Consider the following 18,316-nt stretch of genomic DNA (forward strand, 5'->3'; position numbering starts at 1 on the left):
TCTACTGCGCGGTCCAGCCGCCGTCGATGGAAATATGTGTGCCGGTGATCTGCTTTGCCGCGTCACTTGCTAGAAAGAGCGCCGTTGCCGCCACATCTTCCACGGCCACGAATTCCTTGGTGGCCTGCAGGCGCAAGAGCACGTCGTTCTTAACCGCCTCTTCACTGATGCCGCGCGCCTTGGCCGTATCCGGTATCTGCTTTTCCACGAGCGATGTCAGCACATAGCCGGGGCAGATGGCATTCACGGTGATGCCGGTTTCGGCCAGTTCCAGTGCTGCGGATTTCGTCAGGCCCATGATACCATGTTTTGCCGCCACATAGGCGGATTTGAATGGCGAGGCGACAAGTCCGTGCGCGGAAGCAATGTTGATGATGCGGCCTTTGCCCGCAGTCTTCATCAGCGGGATGACGGCGCGCATGGTGTGAAAGGCGCTTGTCAGGTTGATGGCAATGATGCGGTCCCACTCTTCCGGCGGAAACTCGTCCACTGGCGCCACATGCTGAACGCCCGCATTGTTGACCAGCACATCCACCGAGCCGAGCTTCTCCTGCGTGGCCTTGACGAGATCGAAAATCTCGTCCGGCTTCGTCATGTCAGCGGGGTGATAGAGCACGCGCGTGCCGCTTTCCGCCTCCATCAACAGCCTGCTGCTTTCGATGTTGTCGGGATCGCCGAAGCCGTTCAGCATGACGTTGCAGCCATTATTGGCGAAGGCTTGCGCGATGCCCAAACCAATTCCGCTGGTCGAGCCCGTGACGATCACTGTCCTTAGCATGCGGTCCCCTTTTTTCGACGTCGATGCAAGACTTTAGACAACGTTATGCTCAAACCGGGGGAACTGGCAATTGGATTCGAAACCGACGCCGCTGTGGCTTGACTTTGTCTGTTGAGCATATTGTGGTGCGCGCGACTGATTTCAGGGAGGAATGAATGGGCGGCTACGTTATCGCCATTGACCAGGGCACCACGTCCACGCGCGCGATCATCTTCGACGGATCGATGAAGGTGGTTGGCACGGGGCAGAAGGAGTTTCGGCAGATCTTCCCGAATTCCGGCTGGGTTGAACACGATCCGGAGGAAATCTGGGAGACGGTGGTCTGGTCGATCAAGCAGGCGCTGGACAAAGCCAGTCTCAAGGGCTCCGACATCGCTGCCATCGGCATCACCAACCAGCGCGAAACGACGCTGATCTGGGATCGAGAAACCGGCAAGCCGCTGCACAATGCCATCGTCTGGCAGGACAGGCGCACGGCGAAAATTTGCGACAAGCTGAAGAAAGCCGGGCATGAGAAGGTCTTCGCCAAGCGCACCGGTCTGCTGCTCGACCCGTACTTCTCCGGCACCAAGCTGTCCTGGCTGCTCTCCAATGTGAAGGGCGCGCGCAAGAGGGCGGAGAAGGGCGAGCTTTGCTTCGGCACGGTCGATACCTTCCTCATCTGGCGGCTGACGGGCGGCAAGTCCTTCGTGACCGACGCCACCAATGCCTCGCGCACGCTGATGTTCAACATTGAGAAGAATGTCTGGGACAAGGAACTTCTCGACATTCTCGACGTGCCGAAATCCGTCCTGCCGGAAGTTCTGGATTGCGCCGCGGACTTCGGCATTGCCGATGCTGACCTGTTCGGCGCCGAAATCCCGATCCTGGGAGTCGCCGGAGATCAGCATGCCGCCGTCATAGGCCAGGCCTGCTTCTCGCCCGGCATGCTGAAATCCACCTATGGAACGGGCTGCTTTGCGCTTTTGAACACGGGCGAGGACATCGTTCGCTCCAAGAACCGGCTGCTGACGACGATCGCCTATCGTCTGGACGGCAAGTCCTATTACGCGCTGGAGGGCTCGATCTTCGTTGCCGGTGCTGCGGTTCAATGGCTGCGCGACGGGCTGAAGATGATCGGCGCCGCACCGGAAACCGGAGCGCTTGCGGACAAGGCAGACGATGCGCAGGAAGTTTATCTCGTGCCCGCCTTCGTCGGTCTCGGCGCGCCCTGGTGGGATGCCGAAGCCCGCGGCGCGATGTTCGGCCTGACGCGCGGCACCGGCCCGGCGGAATTTGCCCGCGCGGCACTGGAGGCCGTTTGCTACCAGACTGGTGACCTGCTGGATGCCATGCATAAGGACTGGAAGAACGACGATTGCGATATCGTCCTTCGCGTCGATGGTGGCATGGTTGCCTCCGACTGGACGATGCAGCGCCTCTCAGACCTGATCGATGCGCCTGTCGACCGTCCGGTGATCCTCGAAACCACCGCACTTGGTGCCGCATGGCTTGCGGGCAGCCGGGCAGGGGTGTGGCCGGACATGAAGGCCTTTGCCGAAACCTGGGCGCGCGACCGCCGCTTCGAGCCGAAGATGGATGACGAGGTGCGCACGCGGAAACTCAAAGGCTGGAAGAATGCGGTGCGCCGCACGCTCAGCAACGTTTGAGCACTGCTCCATCCATCGAGAAAATCGAAGTTTCCGGTTCAGATTTTGAATTTGCGCCGGGAACCTTCGATGTCTATCTGAGGGCATGAGCGTAGCCAGTTTTTGCAAGCGAGCGCTCCGGACAAAGCGAGGAGCGCACCCATGGAACTTGGTCTTTACACCTTTGCCGATGTCAATCCGAACCCGGCTGATGGTCGTGGCCCGGAAGGTGCGCGTCGCCTGAAGAACCTTTTGGAAGAGATCGAGCTTGCCGATCAGGTGGGGCTCGATGTCTTCGGCCTGGGGGAGCATCATCGGCCTGATTACGTCGTATCATCGCCTTCGACCGTGCTCGCGGCTGCAGCGGTCAAGACGAAGACCATCCGCCTTTCCAGTGCCGTTTCGGTTCTGAGCTCCGATGACCCGATCCGCGTGTTCCAGCAGTTCGCCACCGTCGATCTGTTGTCGAACGGGCGTGCCGAGATCATGGCGGGGCGCGGCTCCTTCATCGAGTCCTATCCGCTCTTCGGCTACAATCTCGAGGACTATGACGATCTCTTTGCCGAGAAGCTCGATTTGCTTCTGGCAGTGAGAGATCGCGAAATCGTCACCTGGTCGGGCGAAAAGCGTGCGCCGATCAACGGGCGCGGTGTCTATCCCCGTCCGTTGCAAGAGGCTCTACCCGTGTGGATCGCGGTTGGCGGCACACCGCAATCGGTGGCGCGGGCCGGCGCCATGGGTCTGCCGGTGGCGCTTGCCATCATCGGTGGCGAATATCGCCGCTTTGCGCCGCTCTTCGATCTCTACCGGGAAGCCGCGCGCCGAGCAGGTCAGCCGCTCGAAAAACAGAAGACCAGCATCAACGTCCACGGCTTCATCGCCGATACCACCGACAAGGCGGCCGATCAGTTCTACGGCCCGCAGGCGGAGGTGATGAACCGGATTGGCCGCGAGCGCGGCTGGGGTCCGACCAACCGGGCGCATTACGATATGGCACGAAGTGCGGAGGGCAATCTTTTCCTCGGCGAGCCGGAACTGGTGGCCGAAAAGATCATCAAGGCGCATGGCGTCTTCAAGAATGATCGCTTCCTGTTGCAGATGGCAATCGGTCTGATGCCGCATGATCAGATCATGCGCGGGATCGAGCTTTACGGCACGAAAGTCGCCCCAATCGTCAGAAAAGAATTGACTGGCAGTGCCGATAGGGCGAAAGCCACGGCATGATCGGGTGCCTTTTGGCGCCCTTTGCCGAAGACATTGCGCAGGATATGGACGCAGAATGGTTATCTCGACGGAAGAAGAGCTCGAAAAGCTGAAGGATGTTGGCCGGATTTGCGCCCTTGCGATGCAGACCATGGCCGACGCGCTTGAGCCGGGGATCACCACCGCCGAACTCGACGCCATCGGACGCAATATCCTGGAAAGCAATGGCGCGCAGTCGGCGCCGGAATTCTGCTACCAGTTTCCGGGCGCCACCTGCATCAGCGTCAACGAGGAAGTGGCCCACGGCATTCCAGGCCCGCGCATCATCAAGGCGGGTGACCTCGTCAATATCGATGTGTCGGCGGTGAAGGACGGCTTCTTTGGCGATACCGGCTCTTCCTACGCCGTGCCGCCGGTCAAGAAGGATATCGAACGCCTTTGCCGCGATGGCAAACGCGCCCTTTGGACCGGGCTGCAACAGGTGAAAGCGGGCAGGCCGCTTGCCGATATCGGCAATTCCATCGGCGCTTTTGCAAAGAAGAACCGCTACACGCTGATCACCAATCTCGCCAGTCACGGCATCGGCCGGTCGCTGCACGAGGAGCCGAAAGAGCTTGCCACCTGGCCGGACAAGGACGAAACCCGCATCATGACCGACGGGCTGGTCTTCACTGTCGAGCCATTTCTCTCCACGGGTGCCTATTGGGCCGAAGATGGCGATGACGACCCTTGGACGCTGTTCAGCGACCCGAGCGCGCCGACCGTGCAGTTCGAGCACACGGTGATCGCCACCAAAAACGGCCCGCTGATCCTGACGCTTGCCGAGTAAGACGGTCGCTCCTGCACGGCTTTGCTGTATTGCGGCTGTCATGTTGCAGCCGCCATCGCCGGTTTTGGCTTACATCTTCGTAACTTAGCGTTTGCTGCATTGCGTCGGCGAAGTGTCTGGCCTAATTTCTCCCAAAATCTGCTTCGCCAATAATGGCTGATCTCAAGCTCGCGAGAGTTCGAACGTGTTTCATTCCTTCTTTCCCAAACCCAAGCTGTTTTTTACCTCTGCCATTGTTTGGTCCTTGCTCATGATAGGCCTCTGGTACGCAGGCGGGAGAAACTGGGGTGCGGCACTCGGCATGCCTCCAGCAACACCAGGAGAGCCGCCGATCACGGGCGTATCGATTTTCTGGTCGCCGCCATTCCTCTGGTTTTATATCTATTACACCGCTGCAGTGCTCGTGTTCGCGGGCTTCTGGTTCACTTACAGCCCACATCGCTGGCAGATGTGGTCCGTTCTCGGCTCTGCCCTCATTGTCTTTGCGACCTATTTCTCCGTGCAAGTCAGCGTGGCGATGAACGCATGGTACGGCCCATATTATGACCTCATCCAGCAAGCGCTTGCCAAAACCGCGCCGGTGACTGCCGAGCAGCTTTATCTCGGCCTTGTCGGCGTTTCAGGCATTCTGTTTTTTGCGATCACTGTCGGCGTGCTCAATCTCTTCTTCGTCAGCCACTACATCTTCCGTTGGCGCACGGCGATGAATGACTTTTATATGGCAAACTGGGATAGGCTTCGTCACATCGAAGGCGCTTCTCAGCGTGTTCAGGAAGACACGATGCGCTTCTCCTCGACCGTCGAGGGGTTGGGCGTCGGTTTCGTCAGGGCCATCATGACCCTGATCGCGTTCCTCCCCGTCCTCTTCACCTTCTCCGAAACCATCAACGAGTTGCCGATTATCGGTTACGTCCCTCATGCTCTGGTGTGGGCGGCGATCTTGTGGTCGCTCTTCGGAACGGGCTTTCTTGCACTTGTGGGTATCAAGCTACCCGGCCTCGAATTCCGCAATCAGCGCGTGGAAGCGGCTTATCGTAAGGAGCTGGTTTATGGTGAAGACCATGCAGATCGTGCTCAGCCGCCGACCGTGCAGGAGCTGTTTTCGAACGTCCGGAAGAACTATTTCCGGCTCTATTTTCATTACATGTATTTCAACGTTGCCCGCATTTTCTATCTGCAGGCTGACAACATCTACAGCTTGATTGTTCTCATTCCATCAATCGCAGCAGGCAAGGTGACGCTTGGCGTGTTCACGCAGATCGGCAACGTGTTCGATCAGGTGCGCGGATCGTTCCAGTATCTCATCAATTCCTGGACGACGATCGTCGAACTGATGTCGATCTACAAACGTCTGAAAGCGTTTGAGGCTGCCATCTACGACCAACCGCTGCCGGAGATCGATCAGCGCTATTTGAAGCGTGAGGCGGAAGAGGGCGAGTTGGCGGCGGACAAGCCGTAAGGCTCGACGCGTTCAACTCTGACACCCACCCCCGGCATTGAGCCGGGGTCCAGCCGGAGGATTCGTGTTGGCCCGTTTCCTGCTCGGGGCCGGAATGATGGTCTATTGAAAGCCGGTGGCTGAAAAATGTGACGGCGCCGCTGTCTCTGCGCCTGCAGCACTTGCTCTCTCACCCTTGTGACTTTTCCTTACGCCGCGCGTCGATCATCGGCATCGCCTCTTCATAGCTGACGCAGGCGACATCGTCCTTCTTGCAGACTTCGCGCAGCAGGCGCTCATAGGCGTTCCAATAGGCGCCGCCATTCATCTTGACGAAATGGAAGCCGAGTTGGAGGGGGATGCGTTCGCCCTCATATTGCTTGTCGAAGGCGGCGCGGAAGGCCTTGTAGGCGCGCTCTTCGAATTCGGCGGACTTTGCGGGCGTCTCAATTGCCATGGAGTGGCGGACGAAGAGGTTGTAGTCCATGGCGATGATCGGCCGGTCGCCCGGTCCTTCAGGGATCAGCGGCAGGCCGAAATGTTCGATGCCATCCTTGCGCACGGGCCATGCCGGCCCTTTCGTGATGCTGGTGGCGTCGAAGACGAAGCCGTGCTTTTTCTGCGCGGCGGTGAGTGCATCGCCTTGCGACAGGTAGGGTGCGCGGAAGCCATTGATGCCGCGCACGAAATCGTGCCAGCCCTGTGGCTCCTCGTCCTTCTTGCCGATTGCCGCCCAGGCGTTTTCGAGCGTGCTGGTGAATGTGGTGAACTCTGCGTCCCATTGATCCGCCGTCCAGTTGCCGCCATCGAAGTGGCCGCAGGTGTGGTTGGCTATTTCGTGGCCTTCCTGGCGGGCGTCCCAGATGTGGTGCAGGCGCGTGGCAACCTCTTCCACCGACTGGCCGAAGCCGACATTGGAGCGGCCGAGTTTCTGGCCCGGCCCCTGATAGCTCTTGGCGCTGGTCTTGCGGTCCATCACCAGCGTGCAGGCAAGAAAGTAGGTGAAATGCGCGCCGACTTCCTTGGCGGTCGCTCGGCTTCTCGCCCACAGCGCATTGTCGCCTGCACCATCGAAGGACACCAGCACGAGCTGCTTTGGCTTTGCCGCACCTTCGACAGCCTGCGCATAGGCTTGCGGCGCGCAGGCGAGAGACAGGGTAATGAGGGCAAGCGAACGCAACATGAGGGAACCACGCGGAATTTTCAAAAGCGGCCTTTTGAGCTTGGAATAAGGCGAAGCTTTGATTTGACTGGCTTTTTCCAGGGGTTATACCAAAGATCACTGATGCTGATCCCTTCGATAGCCCGGAAATCGGCCGCCGGGGGCGTCGAAATCCTCGACCGATGAAAAAGCATCGCTCTGCGGTTTCTCCTACCCGGGCGACCGTTTCCAGGCTATCGAATGGGTCAGCATCAGTGATCTTTGGTATTCGCCATAACTCATTGTCAAAAGATTATCTTCCCCCGCGCAAGGACGCCACCATGCTTCTGCTCGTCGTCTCTCTCATCTTGTTCTTCGCCACCCATTCTCTCAGGCTTTTTGCGCCGGGGCTTCGTGCGCGTCTGATCGATAACATGGGCGAAAAGCCCTTCAAGGGCGTCTATTCGCTCGTCAGCATTCTCACCATCGTCTTCATTGCCTATGCCTTCAATGAAGCGCGACAGGTGACGGGCATGCTTTATTATCCGCCGGTCTGGATGGCCCATATCGCCGTCACGCTGATGCTCATTGCGATGATCTGTCTTGTGGCAAGTGCCCTGCCGGCCGGGCACATCGCAACCAAGACCAAGCATCCGCTGATCCTTGCGGTGAAGATCTGGGCTTTCTCGCACCTGCTTGCCAATGGCGAGACCTCCTCCGTCATCCTCTTCGCCTCCTTCCTCGCCTGGGGCGTGGTGATGCGGATTTTCCTCAAGCGCCGCGCACGCGCCGGCGAAAATCTCGCTCGTCCCTTCGTTTCGGCGCGTTACGATGCGATCGCCGTTCTCCTTGGCGTGGTGCTGTGGGCTGCATTCATCTGGAAGCTGCACGAATGGTTGATCGGCGTCCAACCGATTGCGATGTAGGAAACTGACGTTTCCCCCTTACATCTCAGGGAAAATAGGCTAGAAGGCCCACCAATAAATGTGGTTGGCCTTTTTGCGGCTTGCCGCAACCAGATTGCCTTGGCATGTCCGCAGACCGATCGGCTTTTGCCTTTCGGTGCGGGTAACGGAGAATTCGATGGCGAACGAGAATGACAGCTTCATCCGCGAAGTGAACGAGCAGATCCGCTCAGAAAAATTGAGCAACTTCTGGGGTCGTTACGGCGCGGTCGTGATTGGCGCTGCCGTTTTGATCGTGCTCGCTTCTGCGGGCGCAGGCATTTACGAATATTGGAGCAACAGCCGGGCTTCGGCGTCTGGCGACCAGTTCTCCAACGCGTTGAAGCTTGCCTCCGAGGGCAAGAATGACGAAGCGTTGAAGGCACTCACGGAACTGGAAAGCGCCGGCCACGGCGAGTACCCGATCCTCGCCAAGTTCCGCGCTGCAACGCTCCTCGCACAGAAGGGCAATGCCGCTGGCGCTATCGCAGCCTTTACTGCGATTGGCAACGATTCCAGCGCGCCGCAGATTTTCCGTGACATGGCAAAGGTGCGCGCGGCGTTCCTTCTGATTGACAATGGCACATATGAGCAGGTGTCGGCAGAGGTGGAAGCGCTGTCCAGCGATGGCCAGCCGCTGCGCAACTCCGCACGTGAGGCGCTTGGTCTTGCCGCTTACAAGGCCGGCAATCTTGCCCAGGCGAAGCAGTGGTTCGAACTCATTACCAGTGATTCCCAGGCGCCGCGCAATGTGGCGAACCGGGCGCAGGTCCTGCTCGATAATATTGCCGCATCCGGCAAGGCAGCGTAAATTCTCATTTCCTGCAGGGACGGGCGGTCATAAGGATCGCCGCGAACTGCATCGGTTTTCTGTTGAAGGCGTCGGACCGGAGCCCGTTGGGTTTCCGGTCCGACGCTATAGAAGTTAGGGCACTATCATGACCTTCACCGTCGCCATCGTCGGACGTCCGAATGTCGGCAAATCCACGCTTTTCAACCGTCTGGTTGGCAAGAAGCTGGCGCTTGTGGATGACACGCCAGGCGTGACCCGCGACCGTCGTCCGGGCGACGCAAAGCTTGTGGATCTGCGTTTCACCATCATCGATACCGCGGGTCTCGAGCAATCCGCACCGGAGACGCTGCAGGGTCGCATGTGGGCGCAGACGGAAGAGGCGATCGAGGAGGCCGATCTGACGCTTTTCGTCGTCGACGCCAAATACGGGCTGACACCGGCCGACCAGACGCTGGGCGAAATGCTGCGCCGTCGCGGCAAGCCGGTCGTGCTGGTTGCCAACAAATCCGAAGCCCGCGGCTCCGATGGCGGTTTCTATGATGCCTATACGCTCGGTCTTGGCGAGCCATGCCCGATTTCTGCCGAGCACGGGCAGGGCATGATCGATCTGCGCGACGCCATCGTTGCCGCGATCGGTGAAGATGTCGCCTTCCCGCCGGAAGACGATTTCGAAGAGGCTGAAACCGACGTCGTGCTTTCCGGTGAAGAGGAAGAAGACGAGGATTACGAGCCCGCCTATGACGATACCAAGCCGTTGCGCGTTGCGATCATCGGTCGGCCGAATGCCGGCAAGTCGACGCTGATCAACCGCTTTCTCGGTGAAGACCGTCTTCTGACCGGTCCGGAAGCCGGCATCACGCGCGACAGTATCTCGGTCGAGTGGGATTGGCGCGGCCGCACGATCAAGATGTTCGACACGGCTGGCATGCGTCGCAAGGCGAAGGTGACCGAGAAGCTGGAGAAGCTTTCGGTGGCGGATTCGTTGCGCTCCATCCGTTTCGCCGAAACCGTCGTCATCGTCTTCGATTCCACCATTCCTTTCGAGAAGCAGGATTTGCAGCTCGTCGATCTGGTCATCCGCGAAGGCCGCGCTGCGGTGCTCGCTTTCAACAAGTGGGATCTGGTCGAGGATGCACAGGCGTTTCTCGCTGATCTGCGCGAGAAGACCGAGCGCCTTCTGCCGCAGGCGCGCGGCATTCGCGCCGTGCCAATTTCCGGCCAGACGGGCTATGGCCTCGACCGGCTGATGCAGAGCATCATCGACACCGACAAGGTGTGGAACCGCCGTATCTCCACCGCCAAGCTCAATCGCTGGCTGGATATGCAGGTCACACAGCATCCGCCGCCGGCCGTGTCGGGCCGTCGTCTGCGGCTGAAATACATGACGCAGGTCAAAGCACGGCCACCGGCCTTCATGATCTCCTGCACACGGCCCGAGGCCATTCCGGAATCTTACACGCGCTATCTGGTGAACGGTCTGCGCAAGGATTTCGACATGCCGGGCGTGCCGATCCGGGTGCATTATCGTGGGTCCGACAATCCCTTCGAGCATAAGGCGAAGAAGCGCTAGTCAGGGGTTTGGCTCGCTGAGGGCCGCCTCACACTCCGTGATCATTGGGCTTGACCCGAGGATCATGTTTTCAAACGCTTACGGGTGGGGCTATGGATCCTCGGGTCGAGCCCGAGGATGACGGCAGAGGATTTGGGGACGTGGGAGAGGACATCTCTCCTCCCTGTGCCGAGATCATGGCGTGATGCTCGCGCTCGTCTTGTAAATTTCAAATGTCAGGTCAAACATCATGCTGATCAAGCAGAGCGATTATCATCGCATCTATCGCGTCATCAACAGCCTGCTTCTCAACGAGAACGCCGATCCCGCGACGGCATCGATGTATTTCAGCACATTTGGTGCCTTCATTCTGGAGCATCACTACAAGGTGAAGGCGAAGCCGAAGGGTGGGCTGTCGGCTTATAATCTTGGCGGCACGATGCTGCTGTTTGCCGATCATCGCGAGGACGGCCATGTGACAGGTGCTGGCGAGAACTTTCACTGCTGGGTGGAGGCAGATGGCTGGGCGATCGATTTCATGGCGCCGGCTTTTCCGCAAGCGGCAGACGGCCTCTCGGTTCCGCCGAAGATGTTCCAGAAGCCTTTGTCATCCATGGCCTCTTCCATCAACGACCTGGCCCAGTCGGGCGACTTCTTCTTCAAGCATGAGGCAGAGGCCATGGCGCAGCGCTTCGCCGATTGGCGCAAGCATGGAATGATCGGCGATCTCGCTTCGATTGCCGCCGGCTGGTTTCGCAAGTCTCCCAAGCAGATGCAAAGCGAGATTTCCGTCAACGACAGCAATGGCAAGAGCCGCACGATCCCGCTCGCAGGCAATATGCTGAACGGCGCTTGGTGAGCTAAAGCATGCGCGCAAAACTGTGCGGCGGTTTTGCGATAAGTGGACGGCCTGCGTAACCTCGCGGCAGCCGCCTGACGTCAATCAGCAGCCCGACCCCGTTCTAAAGATAACGGCAGTCGCGTCCTGACGCCTTCTGACAGCAATGGGCTCGTGCGTCCACTGAAAATGCAGGCAATTTGCCTGTAATCCGCTCACATCGCATGGGCGGCGCAGAAGCCTGGAAGGCGGCTTGCGGCAGCAGAGGTCACGTTGTCGAGAAACTGGCGGGACGCCTTTTCCCAGGAATAGTTGCGTGACACGGCAAGGGCTGCTTCCGGGGAGCAATCGAGTGCGGCAAGGCAGGCCTTGCGCAAATCCGAGCTAAGCGCACCGGCCTTCGGGTGGCCACCGAGAATATCAAGCGGGCCGGTCACCGGGAAGGCTGCGACCGGTACGCCGCTCGAGAGTGCTTCGAGAATGGTGTTTCCGAAGGTGTCTGTCTTGGACGGAAAGACAAAGACGTCGGCCTGCGCATAGGCTTTCGCCAGGTCCTCGCCGGTCTTCACGCCGGTGAAGAGCACATCGGGATGTTTCTGCTGAAGCTCGGCGCGGGCAGGGCCGTCACCGACAACGACCTTTGAGCCCGGCAGATCGAGATCGAGAAACTCCGGCAGGTTCTTTTCCACCGAAACGCGGCCAATGGTCATGAAGATCGGGCGAGGGAGGCCGAAGGGACGCTCCTCCTTCTGTCTGGGACGGAAGAGCTTGGCGTCGATGCCGCGGCTCCAGCGTTTGAGGTTCTTCACGCCTTTGGATTGGAGCTCCGTTTCGAGGCTCGGCGTTGCCACCATGCAGGCGCTACCGCCATTGTGGAACCAGCGCACGAAGCCGTAGAGCCAGCTTTCCGGCACGGGGAAGCGGGCCGCCACATATTCTGGAAAACGCGTGTGGTAGCTGGTGGAAAAGCCCATGCCGTGCTTGATGCACCAGCGGCGCGCCATGAAGCCGAGCGGACCTTCCGTCGCAATATGCACATAGGATGGCTGGCTCTTCTCGATTTCCTTCGAAACCCGGCGATAGCTCGCGACGGAAAGGCGAATTTCCGGATAGGTGGGGCAGGGAATGGAGTGGAAGCTCTGCGGCGTCACCATGCGAACCTCGACGCCCATGCGTTCAAGCTCGACATTGGTGTTCTCGATGGAGCGCACCACGCCGTTGACCTGGGGATGCCATGCATCCGTGACGATGGTAATTCTGGTCATGCCGTGCCGACCCTCGCCGCTTGCGACTCTCCGGTGATCCACCGGCCTTCGGGTATATGCGACAGGCGTGTTACAGCATCATGTCAGCGGATTCAAAGCGGATGGCGAAGTTTGATATTCGCTCATCACGCTTCAAATCCTGGTCTTTTCGGATGTCGTTATCGCAAAACCGCTGCATGCGTTTGCGCGACGTCCTTCAGGCTTTCGGCAGCAGGTCCGGGCTGATCAGCGCGCCGTGGTGGCCGATGACGGTGGCGGCAGCCTTGGCGGCGAAAGTGGCCGCTTCTTCGGGTGTGCTGCCGGTGACGAAGCGGGACAGGAAGGCGCCGTTGAAGCTGTCTCCGGCACTCGTCGTATCCACCACCTTTACGGCCTGCTCGGCAGGCGCGTGGCTGCGCTCACCGCCGAAATCGAGCGTTGCGCCCTTTGCGCCATCTTTCACCACAATGTTGGCGACGCCGAGCGCGCGATAGCGCGCGATGGTCGCCTCCACATCCGTGTCACCAAAGTTACCAGCCTCGTCGTCGAAGCTTGGCATGACGAGCGTGGCAGCGCGCGCACCATTGGTGATCGTCTCCAGCATGATCTCGCGGTTGGCCCAAAGCCGCGGGCGGATATTGGGATCGAACACGACCTGCTTGCCGGACGCCTTGGCGCGGCGCAGTTCGGAGAGGAATGTGTCGACCGCAATCGGTGTGGCGAGAATGGCAAGGGTAATGCCGGAGAAATAGACGATGTCGGCCGCGTCGATAGTCTCGCGCAGATGATCGGCATCAGCCGCCAGCTGGCGGGCGGCAGAGGTGCTGCGCCAATAGCTGAAGGTGCGCTCACCGTCTTTCAGGTTGATGAGGTAGAGGCCAGGCGTGCCGCCCGCAATTCGGGAGATATACTGCGTGCCGATGCCGGCACCCTCGATGAAGGACAGCATCTCCTGCGACAGGGGATCGTCACCCAGCGCGGTGAAATAATCCACCGACCAGTCCTGCTGCAGGCAGGCGCGTGCATACCAGGCGGTGTTCAGCGTGTCTCCGGCAAAGCCCTTGCGCAGCAGGCCGTCACCGGCTTGCGAAAGCTCCACCATGCATTCGCCGATCGAAAGAAACCGTCCACCCACTGCACTCTCCTCCTGTCGTGACGCTTCGCCATTACGACGCCGTGGGCCGGCTTGCAAGGGCGGCGAAAGCCGATTGCGGGTCTCTTCTCACATTCGACAAGCATTGGCCGTTTACGGATCAATCCGGGCTTTATATGGTTGGGCAGCTTCACTTTGGAGATCGTTCATGCCGCAAGCCACGTCTACCACCGGACACAGAGTTCACGATGCAGACTGGTGGAGGGGAGCGGTCATATATCAGGTCTACCCGCGCTCGTTTCAGGATACGACGGGGGATGGTTTCGGTGACCTGGCGGGGATTACCAAGCATCTGCCCTATATCCATGCGCTTGGTGTGGATGGCATCTGGCTCTCGCCCTTCTTTACTTCGCCCATGGCGGATATGGGCTACGACGTTTCCGATTACTGCAATGTCGATCCGCTGTTCGGGACGCTTGCGGATTTCGATGAACTGATCACCGAGGCGCACAAGCTTGGCCTGAAAGTCATCATCGACCAGGTGATCTCGCACACATCCGATCAGCATCCCTGGTTCAAGGAAAGCCGGACCAGCCGCACCAATGCGAAAGCGGACTGGTATGTCTGGGCAAACCCGAAGCCGGATGGAACGGCGCCCACCAATTGGCTCTCGGTCTTTGGCGGTCCGGCCTGGGAATGGGATGGCGTGCGCAAGCAATATTACATGCACAACTTCCTCGGCTCGCAACCGGATCTCAATTTTCACAATCCGGACGTTCAGGACGCGCTTCTGGACACCGTCAGGTTCTGGCTGGAGCGGGGTGTCGACGGCTTCCGGCTGGATACGGTCAACTACTACTTCCACGACAAGTTGTTGCGCGATAACCCGCCGCATGAGCCGGATAGCGACGATGCCGGTCTCGACGCGCCGGACGTCAATCCCTACGGCATGCAGAGCCATCTCTATGACAAGACGCAGGTGGAGAACCTCGCCTTCCTCAAGCGCTTCCGCGCTCTGCTGGACGAGTATGAGGGACGGATGACGGTCGGCGAGGTGGGCGATGGTGCGCGCTCACTCAAAACCGTCGCCGCCTATACGGCGGATAACGACAAGCTCAACATGTGCTACACGTTCGATCTGTTGGGGCCGGATTTCACCGCCAGCCATATTCGCGGTGCCGTCGATGGCTTCCAGAAAGCCGTAACCGATGGCTGGGTCTGCTGGGCTTTTTCCAACCACGACGTTGTCCGTCATCTCAGCCGCTTTGCCGAAAGTGTGGAAGAGCAGATCCGCGTGGCAAAGCTTTCCGTCTGCGTGCTGGCATCCCTGCGCGGCTCCATCTGCCTTTATCAGGGTGAAGAGCTGGCGCTAACGGAGGCGGATCTTGCCTTTGAGGATCTGCGCGATCCTTACGGCATTCGCTTCTGGCCGGCTTTCAAGGGCCGCGATGGGTGCCGCACGCCGATGGTGTGGGAGACGGGCAAGCCGCATGCCGGTTTCACTGCCGCCGAAAAGCCGTGGCTGCCGGTTCCTTACGCTCATGCCATGCTGGCGGCGGACGGGCAGGAGCGGAAATCGGACTCGGTTCTCAATCATTACAAGGCGATGCTGGCCTTCCGTCGCAGCCATGCGGGCCTTCGCGATGGCGACATGACGTTTCTCGATACGAATCAGGATCTGCTCGTGTTCACGCGTGAAAAAAACGGCGAGAGCCTGCTCTTCGTCTTCAACCTTACGCGTCAGCCGGTCGATTTTCGCCTTCCGCCGGAGTTTCGCGTCGTCGAGCATCTGGCAATGCCCGGGTTTGAGCCGGCCTTCGATGTCGATACGGTGAAGCTGGAGCCGCTGGATGCGTTCTGTGCGCGGATCGAGCGGTCGTAATTCGGTAGATCACGGACATGTGGCCTCAGAGGAGGCCCTTCGTCATTTCGGTGTCGAGGCTGAGGATAAAGCGACGCAGCAATGTCCTGTCGAACTGGCCCTCGCGATCCATCATCCAGGACAGAGCCTGCTGTGAGGACCAGCCCTTCTTATAGGAACGGGCGGATGTGAGGGCATCGAACACATCGCAGATCGTGCTCATGCGCACCTCCGGGCTGATCTGCGCGCCGGAGAGGCCTTGCGGATAGCCTCTGCCATCAATCCGCTCATGATGGAATCGACAGATATCCAGTACCAGTTCCGGCATATCCGACTGTTTTTGCAAGATTTTGTAGCCAAGCTCGGGATGTTGCTCGACATATAATCGCTCTTCGGCGGTGAGCGGCCCCTGCTTGTGCAGAACCTCCCGCGGGATGGAAAGCTTGCCGACGTCGTGCAGGATTCCGGCAACGCAGAGCCGCTGGACTACGGCTTCATCCATTTCCAGCGATCGGGCAAAATGCGTGAGCAACGCCGCGACGGACAGCGAATGGACGAAGGTTGCGGTATCGCGTGACCGAAGGCGTGAGATCCCGATGTAAAGACCGGGGTTCTCGTCCATTGCCCGGCCGATATCGTCCGCAAGCGGCGCAAATGCATCGATGGCGATATCGCGACCGTCAAACACACCCTCGATGAGGCTTTTCGCTTCATCGGCCTGCGCGCTTATCTTTTGTGCGACGCGGCTCTTGTCTTCCTTGCTGGCAGTCCTGATCGTTTTCGGCACCGCACCGTCAACACCAGAGTCCGGGGCATTCGTGCCGAGCGCGGTGTTGATAAAAACACCGCTGATCTCACCATTCACGATGGCGGAGAGTTGCTTGGCGTTCTTTACGGTGAAACGGCGGCCAACAGCAGGGTCATCCTGCCAGGGGCCTTCTATGCCCTCGACAAACATGCCGATCTTGACTTGCTTTTTGTCGATGCGTTTGATGACCAAAGATTTCCTCCAGGTCGCCGGTCATTGAACGATCATCATATATACTTCCTCAGGCCTTAATTTACTATGATTTTGGCGCCCGCGGGAAATAGAATTAGACTATTTACTTATGATTGTCTCCGCGAGCAGGCACGTGTTCATCCTTCAGCCGTGATGAGCTTGAAAAGATCGACATCCACCAGGCCCTTATCGGAAATCTTCAGGTGAGGTATGACGGGAAGAGGCAGGAACGCCACCTGAAGGAAGGGTTCTTCCAGTGTCGTGCCCAGCGCATAGGCTGCCTGTCGCAGGGTGTGCAGCGTGTCGCGTACGGTCTCATAGGGCTCCAGGCTCATCAGACCGGCAACGGGAAGGGCGATTTCACCGGTGATCTTTCCGTTTTCCGCCACGACGAAGCCGCCCTTGATCTCTCCGAGACGATTGGCAGCGAGCGCCATGTCATCTTCGCTGACGCCCACGACGCAGATATTGTGGCTGTCATGGCCGACGGTGGAGGCGATGGCGCCTTTCTTAAGGCCGAAGCCCTGAACGAAGCCGTTGGCGTGATTGCCGTTCTTGCCGTGCCGCTCGATGACGGCCACCTTGATGATGTCGTTGTCGAGATCGACGCTCGTCTGGTTGCCGTCGCTCGGTAGCTTGTAGCGGCGATGTTCGGTGATGATTTTGCCCGGCAATACGCCGAGAACGGACGTTTTGCCTTCCGTTACCGGCACGCCAAAATGGGCGGCGAGCACCCGCCTTGCCTTGACGCTGTCGAGGCCGACCGGAGCAACCGATTTGCGGGTGGCGAAAAGCGCGTCCGTGACGCGTCTGCCGGCGGAGAAGACCATGGAGGCCTTGCAGTTCTGCAGCGTATCGATCACCACCAAATCGGCTCGCCAGCCTGGCGCGACGAGGCCACGATCGCGCAAGCCGAAGGCTTTGGCTGCCGAAATCGATGCGGCGCGGTAGACGGCCAGCGGCTGAACGCCATTGGCGATGGCGGTGCGGATCATGTAGTCCAGATGACCCTGTTCGGCGATATCGAGGGGATTGCGGTCGTCGGTGCAGAGCGCCAGATAGGGCGACAGGCGCTCGGTGATGATCGGCATCAGCGCGTGCAGGTCTTTCGATACCGACCCTTCACGGACCAGAATATGCACGCCCTTGCGGATCTTTTCGAGCGCTTCCTTGGCGCTGGTGCATTCATGCTCGGTGCGGATGCCGGTCGACAGATAGCCGTTGAGCCCGGTGCCGGACAGAAGCGGCGCGTGGCCGTCGATATGCTGTCCCTGAAACGCCTCGAGTTTCGCCATGCAGATCGGATCCTTATGGATCACGCCGGGGAAATTCATGAATTCCGCAAGGCCGATGACCTGTGGATGATCGCGGAAGGGCAGGAGCTTTTCGATCGGCAGATCCGCGCCAGCGGTTTCCAGATGGGTGGCGGGCACGCAGGAGGAAAGCTGCACGCGGATATCCATGATGGTCTCGAGCGAGGAATCCAGGAAGAACTGGATACCCTCCGCGCCGAGCACATTGGCGATTTCATGCGGATCGCAGATCACGGTCGTCACACCATAGGGCAGAACACAGCGGTCGAATTCGTGCGGTGTGACCAGCGAAGATTCGATGTGAAGATGGGTGTCGATGAAGCCCGGCACGACGATCTGGCCGGAGATGTCGATCTCCTCGACGCCGTGATAGGTCTCGCAGGTGCCGACGATCGTATCGCCGCAGATCGCAATATCGGACGCGACGAGTTCACCGGTGACCAGATCGAAGAAGCGTCCGCCCTTCAGAACGATATCCGCCTTCTTACGTCCGGTTCCCTGGTCGATCTTGCGTTCGAGTTTCGATACCACGCGTCACCTCATTTCGATTCTGTGCTTTGCGACAATTAAGCCTGGAAAGCGCTTTTCATGCAAAAAGAAAACCGGGCGCGTTGAGCGCGCCCGGTCCGATCAGCTTGTCTTTCGGTTGCGGTCACCATCCTCG

General features: G+C 59.2%; 15 protein-coding genes. 9 read left to right on the forward strand and 6 right to left on the reverse strand.

Features of this window, described 5'->3' with window-relative positions; all coding sequences use genetic code 11:
- Position 1 precedes the first annotated feature (1 nt).
- Positions 2-778, reverse strand: a complete 777-nt coding sequence (locus PVA19_RS08230) for a 3-hydroxybutyrate dehydrogenase (protein ID WP_274101964.1) — start codon at positions 776-778, stop codon at positions 2-4.
- 155 nt (positions 779-933) lie between these two features.
- Here PVA19_RS08230 and glpK point away from each other — a divergent pair, with 155 nt between their 5' ends.
- From glpK to bacA, 4 genes are all read left to right on the forward strand, one after another.
- The gene (glpK, locus tag PVA19_RS08235; RefSeq protein ID WP_274101965.1) at positions 934-2,427 is read left to right on the forward strand and encodes a glycerol kinase GlpK; all 1,494 of its coding nucleotides are present in this window, start codon (positions 934-936) and stop codon (positions 2,425-2,427) included.
- 141 nt (positions 2,428-2,568) lie between these two features.
- Entirely contained in the window at positions 2,569-3,630 is a 1,062-nt protein-coding gene (locus tag PVA19_RS08240; RefSeq protein ID WP_062426320.1) for an LLM class flavin-dependent oxidoreductase, read from the forward strand.
- Between the two features lie 55 nt (positions 3,631-3,685).
- On the forward strand, positions 3,686-4,438 hold the full coding sequence (gene map, locus PVA19_RS08245) for a type I methionyl aminopeptidase (RefSeq protein WP_062426321.1): 753 nt from the start codon (positions 3,686-3,688) through the stop codon (positions 4,436-4,438).
- Between the two features lie 184 nt (positions 4,439-4,622).
- Complete coding sequence (gene bacA / locus PVA19_RS08250) at positions 4,623-5,897, forward strand: bacteroid development protein BacA (RefSeq protein ID WP_062426322.1); 1,275 nt, start codon at positions 4,623-4,625, stop codon at positions 5,895-5,897.
- A gap of 169 nt (positions 5,898-6,066) precedes the next feature.
- Here the strand turns inward: bacA and PVA19_RS08255 are convergent, their stop codons facing one another.
- Positions 6,067-7,059: a polysaccharide deacetylase family protein gene (locus tag PVA19_RS08255; RefSeq protein ID WP_274101966.1), complete on the reverse strand. Its 993-nt coding sequence runs from the start codon at positions 7,057-7,059 to the stop codon at positions 6,067-6,069.
- A gap of 299 nt (positions 7,060-7,358) precedes the next feature.
- Between PVA19_RS08255 and PVA19_RS08260 the strand changes: the two genes are divergently transcribed.
- The 4 genes from PVA19_RS08260 (at position 7,359) to PVA19_RS08275 (ending at position 11,162) form a co-directional block, all read left to right on the forward strand.
- Positions 7,359-7,943 carry an NnrU family protein gene (locus PVA19_RS08260; protein ID WP_274101967.1) on the forward strand — a complete coding sequence of 195 codons (585 nt, stop codon included), beginning with the start codon at positions 7,359-7,361 and terminating at the stop codon, positions 7,941-7,943.
- Positions 7,944-8,100: 157 nt separating this feature from the next.
- A complete protein-coding gene (locus PVA19_RS08265) occupies positions 8,101-8,772 on the forward strand; it encodes a tetratricopeptide repeat protein (RefSeq protein WP_274101968.1) in 672 nt (223 codons plus the stop codon).
- A 127-nt stretch (positions 8,773-8,899) separates the two neighbouring features.
- On the forward strand, positions 8,900-10,324 hold the full coding sequence (gene der, locus PVA19_RS08270; protein WP_062426326.1) for a ribosome biogenesis GTPase Der: 1,425 nt from the start codon (positions 8,900-8,902) through the stop codon (positions 10,322-10,324).
- Between the two features lie 229 nt (positions 10,325-10,553).
- Complete coding sequence (locus PVA19_RS08275) at positions 10,554-11,162, forward strand: DUF2026 family protein (RefSeq protein WP_112521128.1); 609 nt, start codon at positions 10,554-10,556, stop codon at positions 11,160-11,162.
- 194 nt (positions 11,163-11,356) lie between these two features.
- Here PVA19_RS08275 and PVA19_RS08280 read toward each other — a convergent pair whose 3' ends face one another.
- Positions 11,357-12,406 (reverse strand): bifunctional monoglucosyl/glucuronosyl diacylglycerol synthase, encoded by a 1,050-nt coding sequence (locus tag PVA19_RS08280; RefSeq protein ID WP_062440160.1) that lies wholly within the window; start codon positions 12,404-12,406, stop codon positions 11,357-11,359.
- Between the two features lie 196 nt (positions 12,407-12,602).
- Positions 12,603-13,520, reverse strand: coding sequence for a sugar kinase (locus PVA19_RS08285; RefSeq protein WP_274101970.1), 918 nt, complete (start codon positions 13,518-13,520; stop codon positions 12,603-12,605).
- Positions 13,521-13,686: 166 nt separating this feature from the next.
- On the opposite strand from PVA19_RS08285, the gene bglA reads away from it, so the two are divergent.
- The gene (gene bglA, locus PVA19_RS08290; protein ID WP_274101972.1) at positions 13,687-15,360 is read left to right on the forward strand and encodes a beta-galactosidase BglA; all 1,674 of its coding nucleotides are present in this window, start codon (positions 13,687-13,689) and stop codon (positions 15,358-15,360) included.
- A gap of 25 nt (positions 15,361-15,385) precedes the next feature.
- Here bglA and PVA19_RS08295 read toward each other — a convergent pair whose 3' ends face one another.
- Entirely contained in the window at positions 15,386-16,339 is a 954-nt protein-coding gene (locus PVA19_RS08295; RefSeq protein ID WP_274101974.1) for an HD-GYP domain-containing protein, read from the reverse strand.
- A 137-nt stretch (positions 16,340-16,476) separates the two neighbouring features.
- Positions 16,477-18,183 carry an adenine deaminase gene (gene ade, locus PVA19_RS08300; protein ID WP_274101975.1) on the reverse strand — a complete coding sequence of 569 codons (1,707 nt, stop codon included), beginning with the start codon at positions 18,181-18,183 and terminating at the stop codon, positions 16,477-16,479.
- Positions 18,184-18,316: the final 133 nt, after the last annotated feature.

This window comes from Agrobacterium sp. CNPSo 3708 (assembly GCF_028674915.1).
Taxonomy (GTDB): Bacteria; Pseudomonadota; Alphaproteobacteria; order Rhizobiales; family Rhizobiaceae; genus Agrobacterium; species Agrobacterium cavarae.